This window comes from Streptomyces sp. NPDC052114 (genome assembly GCF_040680155.1).
Taxonomy (GTDB): Bacteria; Actinomycetota; Actinomycetes; order Streptomycetales; family Streptomycetaceae; genus Streptomyces.
Genome location: NZ_JBFAWC010000025.1, coordinates 40269 through 60227, shown reverse-complemented (window position 1 = coordinate 60227; position 19959 = coordinate 40269). Strand labels below are relative to the sequence as shown.

The following is a 19959-nucleotide window of genomic DNA, read 5'->3' as shown; positions in this document are numbered from 1 at the left end:
GGGCTCTAGCGGCGGTCGACGCCGAATTCGTAGACCACTTCCCGGCGCGCATCGGGAATGACCATGTCGGCGGTTTCCACGGGGCGTCCGCTCGCGTCATGGATCGTGCGCTCGATCTGCAGGACGAGGTCTCCGACGCTGATGCCCAGAAGGTTGGCCTGTGCCTGAGTGGCGCGGGCCGGGCGGGGCACCTCGACGACGGTCTCGACGATCACGCCGATGGAGCGCATGCGCTCGACGACTCCCGTCCCGGCCAAGGGGCCCTCCTCGGGCAGCACGATCAGCGTGCCCTCCGTGATGGCCATGGGTTCCCACGACGCGGACAACTGGACCGGCTGCCCGTCGGCGAGGAACTCGTAGTGCGTATGGACGCAGAGTTCGCCGGGTGCGATGCCCAGCCGCTGCGCTATCGCGTCAGGGGCCGGGACACGTACGCGACTGTCCGCATCCCAGGCGTCGGCCCTGCCCCGCTCCCTCAACACGGCCTCGGTAGGAGGACCACTGCGTTCGCGGTGCCGTGAACGGACCAGTCGGAGGCGCTCGCGAGGTGTGCGGACGTAGGTCCCCGAGCCGGCGCGCCCTTCGAGGAGGCCGTCGACGATGAGCCGCTCCACGGCTCGCTGTACGACGTTGCGCCCGACCTCGTACTCCTCGGCGAGCCGTGCCCGGGACGGGAGGCGCTGTCCGATCTCCCATTCACCGGCGAGGATCCGGGCGCGCAGCAGCTCGGCCACTGCGAGATACGGCGCCTCTCGGGGCATGGGCGGTCCTCCGGTGTTCGTGCTGCGTACAGGCCTCAGCCGGGCGGCTGTCGACTGGCGTTGGCAAGCTACTGCACCGGGCGAAAGCTGCTGGATTAGCTGCAGTCCGGCCTCCGCGCCCTTACGAGACATCGCACGGCCCGACGGTGCGGCGACATACCGCCGCCTGGCGCATGCTATGTTTGATCATGAGCAGCCCGCCGGACTACCGGTGGCTGAACGCGCGTTGGTGGTCCAAGGAAAGACGCCCCGCTTCCTGCGGGGAAATGCAGGTGCAAGGCCTGCCCGGCGCTCTGAAACGAGTCCCACCCCATGGAGACGGGGTGGGACTCGTGCGTTATGCCCGCAGGGTGTTTCCTGCGATTCGCATTCGGGCCTTGGCACGGTGTGCATACAGGCCTCGGCCAAGCAAGATACGGAACAGCAGATGATGCCCGGGGTGGTTGGACCATGTCCGTCGAAACCGAACCGCGCAAGGTATGGCGAGTGGCCATGCCCGTCAGAGTGGCCGCCGCCTGTGTGGCATCGGGGTTTCTTGTCCTGGCCGTATGCATCGTCTGGCCATTGCTGAGAGGCGCACCCGCAGCCGGATATATGCAGGCGTCCCTCTTCTTCTTCGGTGGAGCGATCGTGGGCTTCTTGTATGCCTTCGCAACGTCGGTCGCGATGACTGACGACAAGCTGGTCGTGCGAAATCTGGGACTTGTCGACTGGATTCCGCTCCAGGACATCAAGGCCGTCGAGGGTGGATACAGCGGGCTGACGATCACGGCGCACGACGGGAGAGTGCTGCGCGGGCGCGCGGTGGAGGAGCCGAACTATGCGCTTTGGCTGGGCCGGCGGACGCGTTCGGACCGTGTCGTGGCCGACATCCGGGCCGCTTCCCGTCGCGCGGCCGAGGACGCGGAGGGCTTCGTCTCCAGGTAGTTCCGGTCCAGGATTCGCGGAAGCCGGGTGGGACCGGCGCCACATGACGGAGGCCGGGCGGGGCCGGTGCCACATGTACGGGGTCGTCAGTCCGCCCGGATCACGAACCGCTGATCCGCCGCGCCGGAGCAGCGTTCCTCGATCGCCTCGGTGCCCACGGCGGTGTCGTTGTCGACCATGCCGATGCACCCGTCGCTGGTGGCCGGGCGCAGCCGGAAGGCCCCGGCAGCGGGTTCCAGGCGGAAGAGGGTGCCCTGCGCGCAATTCCTGCGGGGTTCGAGCATGCCCTTGATCTGGTCCTCGCCCATGACCGTCAGACACCCTTTCCCCATCTGGGGATGGTGCCACTGGATGCGGTAGAGCCCCTCGCCCGTCGGTTCGAGGTAGGTGCGCGGCACAGGCGCCTGGGCGCAGGGGAGTTGGACGGCGACGGCGCTGTCGTAGGCGCGGTCGCGGTCGCGGCCGTCGGTCAGGCAGAGATCGGGCGTGCGGGCGGGGCGGATGGTGACCCAGCCGTGGTCGGGAGAAGCCGGTTCCCCCGGCTCGGCGGAGTCGCCGGAGAGCACCCACCAGGTGGCCAGGGTCAGGAGCGCGACCGCGAGCGCCGCGCCGACGACTGCGGGGCCCTTGGACCGGCGGCGCAGCGCGATCGCGGCCGATCCGGTCTGCGGTTGAAGCTCGGTTGCGTCGTGCGCCAGGGCGGGTGGCGCTGGGACGGGTGGCACCGGGACGGGTGGCACCACGACCGCGCGTGCGGCGGCGAGCCGCTCTCTGGTGGCCAGCCAGACGTCGACCCGCTCACCGTCCCCGCAGGCGCGGACGAACGTGGCCAGGACGTCGGGGCGCGGCAGGCTCGTCCGGCGCAGTACGTCGGCGAGCGTGCTGCGTGCCAGGACGTCACCCCTGCGGGCGGCTCGCTCCTCCAACTCGCGGTACGTCAGGCCCGACCGCTCCTTGAGCCGCCGCATCGACCTAATGAAGCCGGCGTCGTCCCGGATCTCGTGCAGAGCCTCGTCCCCGTACGGTGGTAACTCCCCGAGGTTGCCCATGAGCGCCATCTTGCGGCGCCCCTGTCACAGGGGCAACGGCGTATTCCGTCATCTCCGCCTGTCCGGGACGCAGTTCGGACGGGCCTGCGACCAGCCCGGACAGCCCGTGTCTGTCCGGGACACGGACTCTCACTGTGCTGCCGCTCCGGCGCCCGTGAACCTGTTCCCCGTCCAAGCGCTCACATTGCGGCGCGCGGCTCACACACGTCACACAAGGGAGCAGCAGTGAAGAAGACAGGTTTGGCGTCACGAACGGGAAAGGCGGGTGTCGGGGTGGCCTTGGCCGCCGTGGCCACCATCGCCTTCTCGGGCACGGCGCAGGCGGCCAGTGTCTACGGCGAGAGCACCAACGGCTGTTCGGACGCCGGCGGCACCTACAGCTACGCCTGGACCGGCAGCGCGCAAGGGCGTGACACCTACAACGCCTACTTCAACATCGAGGTCCGGGACAGGTGCTCGGGCGACGGCTGGGCAGGCGGCCTCTACCTCAGCTACTGGAAGTACCAGAACGGTCAGTGGAGCTGGATCTCCGGGAAGCGGGTCAAGGTCAACGGAACGTACACGACCCCGCTCACCAACGTGGAGGGCGTGCAGATCAACGTGTGCAACTACTACCCGGAGAAGGCCCCCTCCGGTTGCAGCCGCGTCAAGTGACCTCTTCTCCCACCGGGGCGTACGAGCCGTGCGCCCCGGTGGGGGTGGGCCCGGCGCCGTTCGAGGGCGTTCCGGCGGGAGGGGGAGCAGTGACACGGGAAGCCGCTGTTGCAAGACGGTGACATTGGTGGGGCAACGCGAAGTGGTAAACGGCTGTCTTTTCAGGCGTGATTGACCCCAATGGGAAATAGCGCACCTTCTGCGTGAACCCCTCATGTCCTCACGGGCCTCGCGTCCTCAGGGACCTCATGTCCTCATGGAAAGGCACCTTCATGATCGTCACCAAGCGGCACTCGCTTCGCATCGCCGCCGTAGGCGTCATCAGCGCTGTCTCCGTCGCCATGGCGGGCACCGCCGCCATGGCCGCCACGCCGGCCACGCCCCCTGCCTCCGCCCCGCAGAAGGCCGTTGCCGCGGCGGCGAAGATCACCGCGAAGCCGTCGGTGAACTCCGTCAAGGCGTGGCAGCTCTTCCGCGTCACCGGCACCACGACCGGCCTGAAGCCGGGCAGCAAGGTCACGCTGCAGCAGAAGCAGCGCGGCCACTGGGTCGCCCTGCCCGCCTCCGCGCCCATCGCCCGCAACGGCGCCTACTCCTTGGGCGTCAAGCTCGGCCTCAAGGGCAAGAACGAACTGCGTATCGTCAACGGCTCCACGGCCTCGCCCGTGTTCACCGTGACCGTGCGCTGAAGGTGCGGGTGATGCGGACGGCCGCCGCGCAGGGGCCGTCCGCATCGCCCACCGTGCGCCCACTGTCCGTCAGATGCCCGCCGAGGCCATCTCGATGATCGAACGGTAGTGGGCCGCGGCGGACACCACGCAGGCCCGGTACGTACGGTTCTCCTTGACGACCAGGAAGTAGTCCCTGATTTGCTTCCAGTACTGGCGCAGATAGCTCAGTCCGGGCATGAACGCCGGCGGCCTGGGGACCAGGGCGAAGGCCTCGGAGCACTTCAGGATGCCGCCGGTCACCTCCGACAGGACGTCCGCCACATCGGCGTTCATGTTCCAGCCCGCCGCCAGCTCCGGGGTCCAGATCGACCCCGCGATCTCACGGAGCCGCTCCTGCTCCTCCGGTGTGGGATCGCTCTGGATCGTCACCGCGGTGCCGGCCGCGCGAGCGGCGGTGGGTTCCGTCGCCTGCGCCGTCCCCACGGCGCCGACCACGGTCATCGTCCCGGCGGCGACCAGCGCCACCGCCGAGAGTCTGAGCGAACGTACCGTCATCCTTGTCCTCCCCTGACTGCATGAACTCCTCTGCCGTACTGGCGCGTTGACGGTCACACGCGCTCTTGGAACGGTCAACGAGCGCCGGCAGGCCATGGCCGGATTGCTGTACAGGAGACCCGCGCCGGAACGTCAGAGCGCGGTGAGAACGCAGAACTCGTTGCCCTCGGGATCGGCCAGCACCGTCCACGGGACGTCGCCCTGTCCGATGTCGATGGCGGTGGCACCCAGAGCCCGCAGCCGCTTCACCTCCGCCTCCAGGTCGTCGCCGGGATAGGGGCGCAGGTCGAGATGGACGCGGTTCCGCACGGTCTTCGCGTCTGGGGTGCGGATGAACTCCAGATACGGCCCGACGCCCTCGGACGAGCGCAGCACCGCCTGATCATCGGTCACCTGGTGCACGGTCCAGTCCATCGCCTCGCCCCAGAACCCGGCCATCGCCCGCGGATCCGCGGAGTCGACCACCACCGCGGCCATGGGCCCGGTGTCCCGGTAGGTCTCCCTCGGCTCCAGCACGCAGAACTCGTTGCCCTCGGGGTCGGCGAGGACCGTCCAGGGCACGTTGCCCTGGCCCACGTCGACGGGCGTCGCGCCGAGCCCCTGGAGCCGTGCGACCAGTTCGGCCTGGTGGGCCGGGGAGGTGGTGGCGAGGTCGACGTGGACGCGGTTCTTCACCGTCTTGGGGTTCGGGTCGGAGACGACGTCGATGTACAGGGCGGCCGGGTCGGGATAGGTGAGTCCCTCGGGTTCGAGGTTGGTGACGCCGGGCCCTTCGCTGGACATGCCCCAGCCGAGCGTCTGTGCCCAGAACCGGCCGAGCGCCGCGTCGTCCCCGGCCTTCATGTGAATCTGCACGAGCCTTGTTGCCATGGTGTGGATCATATGTGCGGGGGTGTGGCGTCGGGCGGGCGGCGCGTATGTGCCGTGCGGGCCCCGCCTCGTGGGCGATCATGGCGCTCTGGCGTTCTGACGTTTGGCGTCTAGCGTTCTGGCGTCTGGGGATCCATCGCTCTGGCGGCTGGTGTGCGGCGTCGTCGGCGTGACCCGTCGGCTTGAGCGGTGGGCGCGGCACGGGTGAGCACCCATGCGCGTTCAGAGAGCGTTTCGTTGCGTGTTTGGCTGAGCGTTTCGATTAGGGTGCAGGTGGAGGTGGATTCTGTGTCTGCTGGGGATCAGCTGTTCAGTGCGGTGGATGCGCTGCTGGAGCAGGTCGCGCAAGAGGATCTGCCCGCTCCTGCCGAGCGCAAGAGGCTGCGGGAGGCGGCCGGCCTGAGCCAGACTCAGATCGCCAAGGCGCTGGACGCCCGCCGTGAAGCGGTGGGGAACTGGGAGAGCGGGAAGACCGAGCCGCGACCGCCGAAGCGGGCCGCCTACGCGCGTCTGTTGGAGGGCCTCGCCGTGCGGTTTCCCGCCCAGGCCTCCGATCCGCCGGAGCAGCCGGAGCCCACTCCGGCGCCCGCGCCCGCGCCCGCCCCGGCACCCGCAATCCCGGCTGCGACGGCGACCTCGTCCCGCCCGCCGACGAGCGTCCCCGAGCCGGCAGCGAGCGCCCCCAAGCCGGCATCGAGTACCACTGAGCCCGCGCCGTCGCGGCGCCCGGCCACGAGGAAGGCAGCGAAGAAGCCGACCGCAGCGGCGACGGCGGCGGACCCCCGGTTCGAGAACGGCCCCTTGGCCGTGATCGACGCCGACGACGACGGGCAGGCCTTCGCGTACTGCGTAGGCGGTCTGGTCCTGGACGTACCGGCGAAATCGCTGCCGTCTCTGATCGAGTGGACGTTGGCCGAGGCGAGGCTCGGACAGGCCCGCCTCCACCGCCACGGCCGTGACGCCGACCCGGTCCTCGTCCTGACTCCGGCCGCGCTGGAGCGTTACGGTCTGCCCGCCGCTCTGGCCGAGGAGGAGCAGCGCGCCGGGCGGCTCGCCGACAGCCACAAGGTGGTCAGACAGCTCGGCAAGGCGGACTGGCAGCTCACCCGGCGCGGGTTCGGTCCGTGGGCGCGGATCTACCGCCCGGCCGAGGGATCGAGGCGCAACTGCGTCCAGCTGTGCATTCCGGCGTGGAACGCCCTGGACGTGCGCGAGTGGGACCGCAGGGACGACCCGGTCCTGCCGACGATGCACCCGGCCGATCTCGCCCGGTACCTCGGCACCTACGCGGAGCGGGTGATGACGCCGCGCGGCACCACGGCGGTCACCGGCCTGGAGCTGATGGTCGCGCTGCGTCCGCCGACCCGCGCGGAGAAGGACCAGGCCACCGGCGAGTTCAAGCGTGCGTTCAACGCCGACGCGCTGACCGCCGTGTACGACGTGGTGGAGTGCGAGGTCCCCGACGAACATCCGCTGCTGAAGGGCAGGTTCGCCCGGCATCACCTGCGCACCCCGGCGGAGATGCTGATGGAGGAGCCCTACGACTGGTGCCGGCCGCTGACCGACGCCGAGTGCGTGAACCCCTTCCTGGTCGCGGTCGACATCAACATGAGCTTCGCCGCGGCCGCGAACGGGCTCACCGTCGGGCTGGACGGTCCGACCCACCTGAGCGGTGATCCGGCCTTCGATCCGTCCCTGCCGGGTTCGTGGCTGGTCGACCTGTCCCACGTGGACCTGTCCCGGGTGGAGATCAACGGCCGGACGGTGGACGGCGACCGGCTCCCCAGCCCGTTCACGCCGAGGGGTGACCATCCCGCCGGTCCGGCCTGGTACGCCACGCCCACCGTGCAGTACGCGGTGGAGCTCGGCTTCGAGGTCGCGCCGCTGGAGGCGTATGTGCGTACGCAGACGGGCCGTTACCTGGACGGCTGGTACAAGCGGCTGCGCGACGCGTACGTCGCCACGATGGCCGACCTCGGTGTGACCACCGACCTGGGCGGGAGCGAATTCTTGGGGGCGATGGCCCGCTCCAAGGAGGTGGACCCGACGATGGCGCTGCTGGCGGGTGCGATCAAGGCGACGGCGAAGGGCGGCATCGGCAAGCTGCGGCAGCGCAACCGGGGGCAGGTGGCGTACTACGAGCCGTGGCCGGCCCTCGCCCGGGAGACGTGGCGGCCCGACATCCGGGCGGCCGTGCTCGCCAACCAGCGCATCGGCCTGCACCGCAAGCTGATGAAGACCGCCGCGGCGGCCGACCTGTACCCGGTCGCGATCGGCACGGACGCCATCGTCTATCCCTCGCCGGGCCCGTCCCCGCTGGACGCCCTGCCGCACACCGACGAGGGCAAGCCGGTGCCGGGCGGCTTCCGGCTCGGCGTCTCGCCGGGCATGGTCAAGCACCAGGGCACGCAGACCGTGCTGTGGGCCGAGGAGCAGTTCGAGGAGCAGGGCGGTGTCTTCAACGTGGCCAACCTGATCAAGAACGATCCGACGGCCGGAGAGGGGGAGTAGCCGGTCATGGCGGATTCGCTGGGCGACGGCCTGGACCGCGCGCTGGAGGGGGCGTTCACCCGCCGCATCCCGCAGAGCGCGCAGGCGCAGATGAAGTACCTGGTCAAGCAGCTCAAGGGCACCCGGGCCGTCGCGCAGGCGCTCGGGGTGTCGCAGCGGACGGTGGAGCGGTACGTGGCCGGGAAGCTGAAGCGGCCCCGTCAGGAGTTGCGCGGCCGACTGGAGCGCGAGGTCAAGAAGCGGTGGCAGCCGCAGGTGCGGGCCAGGGCGAGGAAGAAGGCGGCCTCCACCGACGGTCTGGTCGTCTCCACCCGTGCGCGGTTCGGGTTCACCGCCGCGCCGGGCACGACCGACGACGCCCGGATCCGTGACATCACCCAGGCCCTGCCCCCCGAGTTCGCGGACCGGCTGTTCACCGCGCGGGAGCAGGGCGCTGACGAAGGCCGGCTCCAGCAGATCGCGGCCGAGGGCCTCGCGCAGATGTACTTCCGCGCCAACGACACCCGCGCGCACGGCCTGGGAGTGGAGTTCACCGACGTGGAGCACATCGACATCGAGCTGTAGGGGCAATCCGCTGATGTCGGCGGGTGTGCGTGCCCTCGGTGCTGCCCTCCCGTACCTCGTCCGTTCACCGCTGCCGCTCTAGGCTCGCGGACATCGACCGGAAGGACGAGAAGAGCATGCGCGAGCAACGGAGAGCCGCGGAGGCGCAGACGACGACGCAGGCCGCCGCCGGGCGTCGGGTGCCCCTCACGGGTGTGGCCGCGCTCCAGCAGCGCGCGGGGAACGCGGCGGTGACGCATTGGGTGCAGCGTCAGGCGGGCGCCCTGAACGAGCACTACGCCACGAGGCCCACGGAACACCCCGAGTGGGGGACGTACCAGGAACTCACCAAGGCCGCGGGCATTCCCCAGGCCGATGCCGACGACGCCTGGCAACTCCTGCTCGGCGGGATCGACTCGCAGGGCGCGCTGAACGACGAGGCCGCGGCCAGGACGAGCGACCGCCAGGAGCAGCGCGAGATCCGCGCGACGAACTCCTGGTACCAGGAGTTCGTCCAGCTCATGACCAAGCATCTGGAGATCAAGACGCCCACCATGGCCTTATGGGCCGGCGGGATCGAGGTCAACGATTACGCGTACGAGAAGGGCCACACACCGCTGGCGCGGACCCGGATCGGCAGCGTGCTCAACGTCCTGGAAATGCATCCGGACTGGAAGCTGACGGGGCCGATGTGGAGCATTCTGTCCAAGGCCTTCGTGTCCCTCGCCACCGGCCCCGTGCACATCTTCGTGCGCGCCTACTCTCCCGACAGCATCCTCATCAGGCTCGAAGTCCCACAACTCCAACTGGTCCAGCGGCTGAACCCGAACGTGAAGCTGATCTGGCACCCCTTGTACACCGGTCCCGACGGGCGGACGAGGGAGATCTCCAAGGATTTCCGCCTCGTCGACGACGCGGAGTACGACGGACGCGACACGTGCGTGGGCACCCTCATCCAGTACCTCAGGCTCTTCCACGACGAGAGCAACGCCGAAGCCGCCCCCGCCCACAAGAGCATGGAGCAGCTGCTCGCCGCGAACGGTCACAAGGACGGCGTCTGAAGCGGGCGACCGGTTGAGCGCGGGCCGCGCGGTGGGAGGCGGCAACGTCTCGGGAGAACCGCGCACGGTCCGCCCGGCGTCCTGGCCGGGAAACGGAACCGGAACGTACAGAAGGCTCCCCCCACATGCCCCAACAGCACGACCGCACGACGTCACCGACGAGCGGGAACCGGGAACGTGGTGTCGCTGCGACCGCGTTCATCGCCCTGCGGCGGCATCGGCGCACTCTGGCGAGCGCGACGGCACGCGTCGTCGGCCTGTCCGGACTGGCCGGGCTCCTGATGACGGCCGCGATATTCGCGTGCGCCTGGCCCCTCTTCACCCACATGCGGAACCAACGCGCCTGGTACCACCACCTCGAGGACCCCTACCTCCACGACCACTCCGACCTGGGACTGGTCGCCCTCTACACGCTCCCGCTCTTCCTGGTCCTGCTCGGCATCGGTGGCGCGGCCCTTCAGGTCGCTTGCTCCCGGGCGGTCGCAGAGGTGGGGACGCAGGGCCCTGCACCGGCGGAGCGCATACGCGGCTCCCTCGTCGCGCGCCTACGACCGCTGCTCGCCGTGTACGCGCTGCGCGGCCTGATCGTATGGCCCCTGCCGCTGCTCGTCATGGCCGTGGCGAACAGCCTCACCGGTGACCACCTCGACACTCCGCAGCCCTTGGAACGCGGATCGTGGCCCTACACCCTCGTCGCCGCCTCACCCGCGGTGGCGGTGTTCATCGCCGTGCTGCTGCGCCTGGCGCTCACCCTTGCCCCGGCCGCCGTGGCCGACGGCCTCGGCCCGCGCGCGGCCTTGCGGCGTTCCTGGCAACTGACGTGGACCCGCGCCGGGCTGCCCCGCGTGCTCGTTCTGGCCGTCCCTTCGGCCGCCCTCATCGCCGGATTGATCCGGCTGGCGACACAACTCGCCCTTCCACTGCGCCCCCTCGTCCGATCCGCCCTCGAACAGGCCACGGGGAACTTCTTCGCCGCGTACTACGCCGGCATTCTCGCGCCCGTCATCGTTGGCCTCCTGGTCGCGGCGGCCGTGATGCTCCCCCTCACATTCACGGCTTTCGCGGCTCTTTACGACCGCCTGTACTCGCTGCGCATTACGTCCCGGCGTGCCGAGGACGAATGCGTCGCGAGGGCCCTGTGCAGCAGGGGGTGAGGGTCCAACCGGCGTCAGGACCCGTGCGCACTCGTCGGCATGGACCGGCCGAAGTACTGGTAGGGGTCCTGCGACAGGCCCGCCGTGGCCGCCGAGAAACTGACCGCGTGCGTGGGGGGCACGCCGGCCGCGGAGCCGCGCAGGCTCCACAGCGCGCCGTTGCTCGTGTTCTCCATGGGGGCGCCCACCGCCAGGTCGGCGTTGCCGTCGCGGTTGGTGTCGGTGAGGCGGACGGCGGATCCGAAGCGGTCGTAGGGCTCGTTCGCGCCCGGCACGCCCTCCGTGTCCTGGTGCACGACCTGTGCGCCGATACCGGTGAGCCCGTCGGCCGAGCCGCGCAGGACGGTGACCGAGCCGGCGTTGGGCACCGAACCGACGGTCTCGTACTCGGCACCCACGGCCACGTCGTCGTATCCGTCGCCGTCCACGTCACCCGCAGCGACCCCTTCCCCGAAGAAGTCCGAGGGTTCGGTCGCGCCGGGGACACCCGGGCTGTCCTGGGTGAGCGTGCGCCGTGCGGACGCCCGGAGCCCCTCCGTGCCGCCGGAGTAGGCCGTGACCGCGTTGTCGTCGGGGGATCCGAGGAGCAGGTCGTCGCGGCCGTCGCCGTCGAAGTCGCCCGAGGCGGCCACCGGCGCCTCGTCGGGGAGGTCGGTGTACGTGCCGCTCGCCCCGGGGTAGACAAGGGCGGCGCCGTCGTAGCTGCCGTCCTTGTCGTAGCGGCCGCCGACGACGAGCTCGTCCGAGCCGTCACCATCGAAGTCCCCGGCCGTCAGGGAGCGGTAGTAGTCCGAACTGTCCGGTGCGATCGCGGTGCTCAGCTCACGGTGGGACCCGGCGCCCGCCGTCGAGAGACCGTCGAAGATCCAGACGCTGTTGTCGCTGGTGCCGACGGCCAGCTCGGGGCGTCGATCGCCGTTGAAGTCGCCGACGGCGAGGCGATCGCCGAAGCGGTCGTGGGCGGTGGGCGCCGGGTCGGGGATCGTGGTGCCGCCGTCGAGTCCGGACTTCGCACCCCACAGGACGGTGACGGTACCGCCGTCCACGTCATCGCCGACCTTCTCCTGGGGCGTTCCGGCCACGACGTCGGTGTAGCCGTCGCCGTTCAGGTCGCCGGTGGCGAGCGCCGAGCCGAACCGGTCGTCCGCCTCCGAGGCGCCGGGCACCCCCGCAGAGTTCTGCGAGACGATCTGAGTCCGCCCGGCCGATATCCCACTGGACGAACCGGTGTTCACGACGATCGCGCCGGCGCCCTTGGCGCCCGACACGGTGGCCTCGGAAGCGGTGACGAGGTCGCCGTAGCCATCGCCGTTCACGTCGCTCTGCCCCTTGGGGGCGGCGGCAGGGGCGGCGTGAGCCGGTGCCGCGGCAAGCAGCCCAGCGGCGACAGCGGCCGCGGCGAGAGCGGGGGCGGTGCGGGAGAGGTAGCGCATGATGCCGTTCATGTCCTTAAGGAAGACGTACTGCTGGCGGAGGTCTCTGGGCATGCCGGAGTCGGCACAGACGAGACCTACGGCGGGATCGAAGGGTTGTACGAACGATGGACATGCGGTGATTCCCCTCAGTGCGTCAGGAAGCCTTAGCGCCTCAGGAAGCCTCAGTGACTCAGGAAGGGCGCTGTAGCGAGGGTGGGGTGCGCAGTGGCATCGCCTTGTCCGGCGCCCGGCGGGCTCGTCCGGCGCTCCGTCACCGCGCCGCCACCGGTGTGATGCTCAGGGCGCGGACGAGGGCGTCCTCGGTTTCCGTGCTGAAGAACCCCGAGATGCCGCGCAGGAGCTGGAGTGCGGTCCGTACGCCCACAGGGAGTGGGACGGGCATGCCTGTGGTCGGCACGACGTGCTTGTCCGGGGCGGTCCGCGCCGCCTCCAGGTGGGCCTGGGCCCGGCTCAGATCTCCGCTGCCCGCGTGCAGGACGGCGCATGTCAGGTCGTGCGAGGCGCTGCGCGAGAGGTCGAGGAGTGCTTGGAGGGCGGAGGTTTCCGCGTCGTCGGGGCGTGCGGGCGCCAGGGCGGGGTCGTGTACCGCGGCGCTCAGGTGGTTTCCGGCCCGGTCGAGGATCTTCGCGATGGCGGACAGCCGGCCCGCCTCCAGGAGTGCCTGAGGTGCCATGCCGAATCCTTTCATCACCTCGTTCTCCGATGTCGTAACTCAAGCGTTATCACCGGGCTCGGCGCGCTGCGAACCTCTGTACGGGGGCGCACTGCACGCGCAGAGGGAGGCTCCGCTGCGCAGGGGCGGAAGTTGAGGCATGCGGCGGCGCACATGCGGTCGGTGCCAAGGGCCGTGCCCTAAGTGCCCCCGACGAGGGAGGCGGCGTCAGCTGGGGCCGCCTCCGAGGCTGATCTCGTTGCCGTCCGCGTCCCGGTAGATCACCTTGGTCACGCCACCATACGTCTCGCGCTTCGCCGGCTCGATGCCCCGCCGGGCGAGTTCGGTGACGCGGTCGGCGAGGTCGTCGACGAACGACAGAACCAGGGCGTTCCCCGCCCGTTCCGGGTCCTCCACGATGTAGACGTAACGATGCTCCGCCACCTCCCACACCGCCTCGATGTCATTCGGCAGGAACGACGGCTGCCCGCCGAAGAACTGAGCCTTTTCCAAGCTCAAGTTGAAGCGTGGTTAAGGATGAGGGCTGCCTGGACCATCGTGGTGATGCGATGCCACCCGTCGGAGTGAGCGCGCCCCGGGCCGCTGCCGGACATCACGCGCCCCGTGGCCCGGCGACGCCACCACAGTCGCCCAGGGTTCGTGGCCCCGAAGACAGGCGTCGCCCTGTCGATGATGGCCGGCGTCTTCGGCTCCACGAGTCACGACTTCATCTCCGTCAGTGAGTGGGGCCGCCTACATCTGACGCGGCCCCATGACATGTGCGCATCGCGCGAGTGGTCACCTCTGGACCGCACCGCCGCTCCGCCCCGTCCCCGGTGCGTACGCGGACCATCGGCCCGGAGATTGCGCAGAGCGGGTCGAGTGGGGAAGGTTTACTGCCATGGGCACTTGGGGGCGGAAGGCGTCGGCTGTGGTCGGCGCGATCGTGCTGCTGTCGGTCGTGGTCTACTTGGTCCGTCCAGCGCTGCGGGAGGGCTTTGGCGACGTTGACCCGGGCGGGCTGGCCATCGCATCCGTGGGACTGGCCGTCGCCCTCGTCGGGCTGTGGATTGCGCGGCGCCGGTACGACCCGGTCGAGGTGGCCGCAGACTTGGCGCGGAAGGTCGTACGAGTGGAACAGGGTGCGTTCAAGCAGTTGCTGGGCGGTGATGTGAACGGGGTGATCGACCTGTCGTTCACCGCTGACATGACCGGGCGGGTGCGCGGGGCGACCGCGACAGGTCGGCTGGATGACGTGGTGTCTTTCTACCGGGGTCTGACGCCGGGCCGGGTGGTGATGACCGGTACCCCTGCGCCGCCCGGGGCGGGTGTTGTGGGGGATGCCGGTGCGGGCAAGACGCTGACCGCGCTGAAGCTGGTGGTCGACCTGGCCCAGGCGCGTGCCGACGGGGAACTGGTGCAGGTGCCGGTCCGGCTGACCGCGACTTCCTGGCCCGGCGGCACGATCGAGGACTGGCTCGCCCGCGAGCTGGAGCAGGCTTGGGAGCAGGAGCGCGCGAAGGCCCGACTGCTGCTGGAGGCCCAGCTGGTGCTGCCGGTCATCGACGGTGTGGACGAGCTGGACCCGGGCGATGCGCCCGGTCCCGGCTCCCGCGCCGCGGCGCTGATGGCCGAGGTGAACCGCTACCAGCTCGGCACCGCGCCCGCGCCCGTGGTGCTGACCTGCCGGCGCCTGCAGTACGAGGCGCTGGAGCACGGCCAGGTCTCGGCTCGGACGGTGGCCCTGGTGCGGCTGGACCGCGTTTCCCCCGCGCAGGCCCGGGCGTTCTTGGAACACCGCGTGGCAGACACCGCCGTGGGGCGCGCGGCCTGGCAGCCGGTCCTGGACGCGCTCGACCCGCCGGTCTCCGCCGGACTGACGGCCGTACGGCCCGAGGCAAATGCCCTGCGGCGGGCCCTGGACACTCCCTGGCGCCTGACCCTGGCCGCGACCGTCTACCACCCCGCGACCGGCCGTCAGCCCGCGGAGCTGCTAACGCGAGCTGGCAACGGCACCCTGCACCGTCAGCTGCTCGCGCATTACATCGATGCCGCAGTGACGGCGGCTCCTGGCCCGGGAGCGGCCGCTGTGCCAGCCCTCGATCCGGCCAAAACCCGCCGGGTGCTGACGGTACTCGCTTGCTACCTGCACGCCAACGCGGTCGGCCGCACCGAGCAGGGCCGGGCCCTGTCCTCCAGCGACCTCGTCCTGCACGACCTGTGGCCGCTCGCCAAACCACGAGACATCCGTTTACAGGACATGCTCCTGACAGTCCTGCTGAACTGCGGCGCGTTGCTCGCCTTCGGCTGGGCACTGCCCGAGCAGCCCTCCAGGTCGTGGTTGATCCTTACCGGCGCTCTCCTCCTCGTGATAGCCCTGTCGCGCACGGGGGAAATTGGGTGGCCGGTCCCACGCCCGTTGCGCATGCCCCGGCTGAGCACCGTTGCCGGGCTGCGGAGCCTCGCGGAAGAGCCGGCCTTGGCGCTCTTGGGGACCCCTCTCTTGGGAGCCGTGGGCGGGGCCTACTTCGCGGCAAAGGGCGAGATGCGCTCGGGGCCCCTGGCCGGGGCGGGCTACGGTGGCGCGGTCGGCCTTGCGTACGGGCTGGTGTTCGCCCTGATCCTGTGCCTGTCCATCAACAGCCATGTACCCAGAACCGATCCGGGCTCCCCGCTGCGAGGCGACCTGGCGGGCGGACTTGTCGCGGGAGCGCTGTTCGGCACGACGACCGGACTGGTCTACAGGCTCGTCGCCGATCCAGGGGCGGCCCTGACGGTCGGGCTGGCGTCCGGCCTCGCATTCGGCCTCGGGGGCCAGGCCTGGACGCGCTACACCATCTTCCGCCTGAACGTACGGGGGCGACTCCCCTGGAGACTGGCCAGCTTCCTCCGGAGGTGCCAGCAGGCCGGCCTACTGCGCACGGCCGGACAGGGCTGGCAATTCCGCCACAGGGAGATCCAGGAGCACCTGGCCGTAGCTCCGCCACCCTGACGCGCGGACACGGGGCGCTCCTGCCGAAGTGGTTGAGTGGGTCAGTGAGCAGGAGGCGTTCGCCGGGGTCGGTGTGCTGGTCTGCGGGAGCAGTGTCTCCACGGCGATCGCGGTCCCGGCGCGGCCAGAAGCTGGGACGGCAGGGACGTCGGTAGTGATCGCGGCGACGACGGTCTCCTCCACGATTTTCATCATCGCTTCCGTGCGCTGCTGGCTGGTCGTTTCAGAATGAGGTTCGGAGGCGGCGGAGGCATATGAGGCTGCAGGCCAGTTCGAGCAGTCCCTGGTAGAGGTCGGCTCTGCGTTCGTAGCGGGTGCGGAGTCGTTTGAACTGGTGGAGCCAGGCGAAGGTGCGCTCAACGACCCAGCGCACCTTGCCTAGTCCGGAGCCGTGGGCGACGCCGCGTCGGGCGATCAGCGGTTTGATGCCGCGCTTCCACAGCAGGCGGCCGTACCTGTCGAAGTCGTAGCCCCGGTCGGCGTACAGGCGCCGGGGCCTACTGCGACGATGTCCACGCAGGCCCCGGATCGGCGGGACGGCGTCGAGCAGCGGCAGGAGCTGGGTGATGTCGTGGCGGTTGCCGCCGGTGAGGGTAACGGCGAGGGGTGTGCCGTGCCGGTCGACACTCAGGTGGTGCTTGGAGCCGGGACGGGCGCGGTCGACAGGCGAGGGGCCGACGTGGTCCCCCCTTTGAGGGCACGGACGTGGGAGCCGTCCACGGCGCAGTCGTCCAGGTCCAGCGAGTCCGCGCGGCGCAGTTCGGCCAGCGCACCGTTCTCGAACCGGCATACGAAGATGTCAAAACTCATGGAGCTTTTTCTCAGCTCAGGTTGAGGCGTGGTGAAGGACGACGATAGCGTGCACGATGTTGGTGATCCGGTTGGTGCTGCAGCGGAGTTTTCGTAGAACGCGCCAGCCCTTCAGGGTGGCTATGGCCTGTTCGCCGAGACAGCGGATTCTGGCATGGGTGCTGTTGTGCCGCCGCTTCCAGCGTTTGAGCCGACGGCCCCTGAACGGCACCCGGACAGGGTGCCCGGCGCCCTGGTATGCCTTGTCCGCCCAGCACTTCACGTCGGCCTCGGCGAGCGCCTCGATGATGCCGTGGCGCCGGGCGGCGGTCAGGTCATGGGTCGATCCGTGCAATGCCGGTGAGGCCCACAGCAGTTGGCCGAACGGGTCAGTGAGAACCTGGACGTTCATGCCGTGGCGTTTGTGTTTCCCGGAATAGTACGGGGTGTCGGCGGCGATCCGGTCGATAGGCAGCAGGGTGCCGTCCAGGATCACGAAGGCTTTCGCCCGTACGGTCTTCATCGCCTCGGTCAGGGCCGGAGTGGTGGCGCCAGGATGTCGATCACCTCACGTATGTATCGGTACACGGTCGCGACGCCGATGCCGAACTCGGCGGCGAGCCGCGCGTAGGTGTCCCCGCACCGCAGGTGGGCGAGGACGAGCAGCGCCTGACGGCCGACAGGCAGCCGCCGCCACCGGGTCCCGATCTCTCGCTGCCGGGCACGCAGCCGTGTGGCCAGGAAGCGCAGGGTGCGGCTGGACAGATCGATCGACGACGGGTGGACGAGCACACGAAACTCCTGACGGACACGGGCGATCTTGGTCGAGAACTCGTCTACCAGGAGCTTCGTGTTCCGTACAGCTGGCAGCCTCCAACACCTCACCACCGCAGTCAGGTTAGAAAAGGCTCACTGTTCGTACCAGGGCAGCGCCGTTGCGTAGTCGGTGACGGGAATGCCGGCGAAGAGATCCAGGGCCATGCCGCGCTCCTCAGGAAGTCGATGCGTTGTGTGTGCTGACTCCGGCAGCGCTCAGAAATCATCGGGTTTCCACTTGGACGACGAGCCGAGCCTATGGACGGCTTGCCGGCCCCGGATCGTCAGAGACGTCGTGGCGCTGTTGAGGCGGGAGGTTGTTCAGCAGCGTTTCCGGGCCGAAGGAGACGATGGACTCGGGTTCGCCCGACGTCCACACGGCGTCGCATGCCGTGCACAGGAAGCGGTTGGAGAGCCCGTCTGCGTAGCAGCCACAGACCGGGCAGGGTTCGGTGGAGAAATACGTTCCCGTGATCAGCACCCTTCTCTTCAAGCTCTTCAGCGGCCCGCCGTTGAGCCGGCGGTCATGCCTCCTATTCCGCACCAGGTGGGTGAATACGAGTCCGGTTCTGTCGGACAACTCCTCAGGAACAAGTTGCCCGACAGCGCAGCGAAGAGCACGTCCCCATTACCGGCGCCGCATCCCTTTGTCGCCCAAGATGCCCCGGCGGCCTCGCCGGTAGAACTCCTGGACGATGGCGAGGCCCTCGGGCAGGCATGCCACGATCAGTCGCTGCGCAATGTGGGTGGGGACATGATCGTAGACGGGTCGGGGCGTCGGCGACTAGGGCTATTGCTTCGCTCCGGCCGGGCAGGGCAATTCCGCACAGGCCGCACGGACGGCGTGATCGTGCGCGATGTCAGCGCAGCCACTGGTCCTGGTCGGCGGGACGGTACAGCGTGACCGCCTTGTGGACTTTGTCGAGGGTCAGGCGGCGGTAGGGGACGTCCGTGACCTCGCCGTCGTACGCGAAGTGCGGTTCACCCCGCAGTACTTCCAGCTCAAGGCCGCGCACCTGGGCGGTCGTCAGCACCCGGGAACTGTGCAGCGTCCCGGTCAGAACGGCCAGGAGCAGCCGGGTTCGGGCCAGCGGAGTTCCGGCCTCCACCGCACGGACGTCGAGCAGCCCGTCGTCGAGCTGGGTGCGGTACGTCGGGGCGAACCCGGCCGGATGGTAGATGCCGTTGCCCGCGAACAGGAGCCAGATCCGGCGGGGGCGGCCGTTGATGACCACCGAGAGCGGGCTGCCGGTCGCCAGGACCCTGGCCAGCCCCACGGCCAGCGCGGGCCATTTGCCGATGCGCTTCTCCAGGCGTTCCCTCACGTGGACGAGCTCGGAGTACACGCCGATGCTGAAGGTGTTGAGGAAGAACTGGTGCCCGCCGCCGTATGAGCCGGACCGGGCTTCTTCTTGGGGGTTCTCGTCCGGGTTCTCCGGCCATGCCGCCCGGCCCACATCGGCGGTGACCGCGTCACCGGCCTCGATCGCTCGGGCGACGTCCTCCATCGTCTCGTTGCCGAGGTCCACGGCGAAGTGGTTGAACGTACCGCCGGGGAAGACCGCGAGGGGCACGTGGTGACGGGCCGCCGTCGCGCTCGCCGCGTTCACCGTGCCGTCGCCTCCGCACACGCCCAGGGCCCCGCCGGCCGCGACGGCGCGCGAGGCCGCGTCCTCGAGCTGCGCGACAAGGTCGTCGCCCGGCTCGAAGAGGGTGATCTCGGCCTGGGGCAGCAGGGTGCGCAGCGTGTCGGCGGTGTCCTTGGACCAGGCGACGCCGGACGACGGATTGACCACCAGGTGCAGTCCCTTGCCCCCCTCCAGCGCCGGAGCGGGCCTGCGCGGCCGGGAGGCCGCGGCCGCGGACTCCGGCTTCACCGGCCACCATCGGCAGGTCAGCAGTGCGGCACCCACTCCCGCGATCAGCCCTGCGGCGGCGCGACCCCGGTGATCGAGAGTCCCACGGCTCCGCGCATAGGCCAGGCCGGCGGCCACCGGTACGACGCCGAGGCCGTACCGGGGCGACTCCAGTGCCACGCCGGCGCTGAACGCGGCGGCCGACGCCATCGCGTTGGAGGGCAGGGACGCGGCCTCGGGCCGGGGAAAGACTCCGGGCAGGGCGTCCAGAACGGGGCGGGCGCTACGCGCGGCCGGCTTGGCCAGCGTGTGGTTGATGACCGCGACGATGGCCACGGACCCGAGGCCGCGCAGCGCGGCCCTGCGGGCATTCCTGCCTCCCGTGACGCCCAGCACGGTCGCGGCCCCGAGCCATACGGCGTCGTGCCCGGCGGCCTTGCGCAGCAGGTCCCTCGTGGAGGATCCCCTCGCGGGACGCATCATGCCGAGGGACGCGGCCAGGCGCCCTCGCGGCGCGAATATCTTCCCCAGCCGTCCAGGTCGCTTCATACGCCCCTCACACCCCTGCCCCTCAAGATCCACCGCGCGCGACCGGACCGCAGCGCCGCCCCACCCTACCCGCGCGCCGTTCGCCCGAAGCCGTCCGCCGCGAGAACCGGACC

General features: G+C 70.0%; 16 protein-coding genes and 2 pseudogenes. 8 read left to right on the top strand and 10 right to left on the bottom strand.

Translation table 11 applies throughout. The annotated features are described in order from the left end of the window. Positions 1-5 precede the first annotated feature (5 nt). The gene (locus AB0L89_RS36890; RefSeq protein WP_365151541.1) at positions 6-761 is read right to left on the bottom strand and encodes a GntR family transcriptional regulator; all 756 of its coding nucleotides are present in this window, start codon (positions 759-761) and stop codon (positions 6-8) included. Positions 762-1211: 450 nt separating this feature from the next. Here AB0L89_RS36890 and AB0L89_RS36885 point away from each other — a divergent pair, with 450 nt between their 5' ends. Then, positions 1212-1688 (top strand): hypothetical protein, encoded by a 477-nt coding sequence (locus AB0L89_RS36885; RefSeq protein WP_365151539.1) that lies wholly within the window; start codon positions 1212-1214, stop codon positions 1686-1688. 86 nt (positions 1689-1774) lie between these two features. On the opposite strand, the gene AB0L89_RS36880 is transcribed toward AB0L89_RS36885, so the two are convergent. After that, positions 1775-2737 (bottom strand): XRE family transcriptional regulator, encoded by a 963-nt coding sequence (locus AB0L89_RS36880; protein WP_365151537.1) that lies wholly within the window; start codon positions 2735-2737, stop codon positions 1775-1777. A gap of 273 nt (positions 2738-3010) precedes the next feature. On the opposite strand from AB0L89_RS36880, the gene AB0L89_RS36875 reads away from it, so the two are divergent. Then, the gene (locus tag AB0L89_RS36875) at positions 3011-3391 is read left to right on the top strand and encodes a hypothetical protein (protein ID WP_365151535.1); all 381 of its coding nucleotides are present in this window, start codon (positions 3011-3013) and stop codon (positions 3389-3391) included. Between the two features lie 272 nt (positions 3392-3663). Further along, positions 3664-4080 carry a hypothetical protein gene (locus AB0L89_RS36870; RefSeq protein ID WP_365151533.1) on the top strand — a complete coding sequence of 139 codons (417 nt, stop codon included), beginning with the start codon at positions 3664-3666 and terminating at the stop codon, positions 4078-4080. Positions 4081-4149: 69 nt separating this feature from the next. On the opposite strand, the gene AB0L89_RS36865 is transcribed toward AB0L89_RS36870, so the two are convergent. After that, entirely contained in the window at positions 4150-4617 is a 468-nt protein-coding gene (locus AB0L89_RS36865; RefSeq protein ID WP_365151531.1) for a hypothetical protein, read from the bottom strand. A 132-nt stretch (positions 4618-4749) separates the two neighbouring features. Continuing rightward, the gene (locus AB0L89_RS36860) at positions 4750-5487 is read right to left on the bottom strand and encodes a VOC family protein (RefSeq protein ID WP_365151528.1); all 738 of its coding nucleotides are present in this window, start codon (positions 5485-5487) and stop codon (positions 4750-4752) included. A 288-nt stretch (positions 5488-5775) separates the two neighbouring features. Here AB0L89_RS36860 and AB0L89_RS36855 point away from each other — a divergent pair, with 288 nt between their 5' ends. The 4 genes from AB0L89_RS36855 (at position 5776) to AB0L89_RS36840 (ending at position 10756) form a co-directional block, all read left to right on the top strand. Continuing rightward, entirely contained in the window at positions 5776-7998 is a 2223-nt protein-coding gene (locus tag AB0L89_RS36855; RefSeq protein WP_365151525.1) for a helix-turn-helix transcriptional regulator, read from the top strand. A gap of 6 nt (positions 7999-8004) precedes the next feature. Further along, a complete protein-coding gene (locus AB0L89_RS36850) occupies positions 8005-8562 on the top strand; it encodes an XRE family transcriptional regulator (RefSeq protein ID WP_365151522.1) in 558 nt (185 codons plus the stop codon). A gap of 116 nt (positions 8563-8678) precedes the next feature. Further along, positions 8679-9602, top strand: coding sequence for a hypothetical protein (locus tag AB0L89_RS36845; protein ID WP_365151519.1), 924 nt, complete (start codon positions 8679-8681; stop codon positions 9600-9602). Positions 9603-9727: 125 nt separating this feature from the next. Further along, positions 9728-10756: a hypothetical protein gene (locus tag AB0L89_RS36840; protein ID WP_365151516.1), complete on the top strand. Its 1029-nt coding sequence runs from the start codon at positions 9728-9730 to the stop codon at positions 10754-10756. Between the two features lie 14 nt (positions 10757-10770). Here AB0L89_RS36840 and AB0L89_RS36835 read toward each other — a convergent pair whose 3' ends face one another. From AB0L89_RS36835 to AB0L89_RS36825, 3 genes are all read right to left on the bottom strand, one after another. Continuing rightward, complete coding sequence (locus AB0L89_RS36835) at positions 10771-12243, bottom strand: FG-GAP-like repeat-containing protein (RefSeq protein WP_365151513.1); 1473 nt, start codon at positions 12241-12243, stop codon at positions 10771-10773. Between the two features lie 199 nt (positions 12244-12442). Beyond that, positions 12443-12865, bottom strand: a complete 423-nt coding sequence (locus AB0L89_RS36830) for a hypothetical protein (RefSeq protein WP_365151510.1) — start codon at positions 12863-12865, stop codon at positions 12443-12445. A gap of 207 nt (positions 12866-13072) precedes the next feature. Then, positions 13073-13357: a VOC family protein gene (locus tag AB0L89_RS36825; RefSeq protein ID WP_365151507.1), complete on the bottom strand. Its 285-nt coding sequence runs from the start codon at positions 13355-13357 to the stop codon at positions 13073-13075. A 418-nt stretch (positions 13358-13775) separates the two neighbouring features. Between AB0L89_RS36825 and AB0L89_RS36820 the strand changes: the two genes are divergently transcribed. Continuing rightward, positions 13776-15836 carry an NACHT domain-containing protein gene (locus AB0L89_RS36820; RefSeq protein ID WP_365151504.1) on the top strand — a complete coding sequence of 687 codons (2061 nt, stop codon included), beginning with the start codon at positions 13776-13778 and terminating at the stop codon, positions 15834-15836. 223 nt (positions 15837-16059) lie between these two features. Here the strand turns inward: AB0L89_RS36820 and AB0L89_RS36815 are convergent. The 3 genes and pseudogenes from AB0L89_RS36815 to AB0L89_RS36805 form a co-directional block, all read right to left on the bottom strand. Then, positions 16060-16604, bottom strand: a pseudogene (locus AB0L89_RS36815) (IS5 family transposase); the annotation flags it as partial. A 58-nt stretch (positions 16605-16662) separates the two neighbouring features. Further along, positions 16663-17417, bottom strand: a pseudogene (locus AB0L89_RS36810) (transposase family protein). 884 nt (positions 17418-18301) lie between these two features. Continuing rightward, positions 18302-19846 carry a diacylglycerol kinase family protein gene (locus tag AB0L89_RS36805; protein WP_365151501.1) on the bottom strand — a complete coding sequence of 515 codons (1545 nt, stop codon included), beginning with the start codon at positions 19844-19846 and terminating at the stop codon, positions 18302-18304. Between the last annotated feature and the right edge of the window lie 113 nt (positions 19847-19959).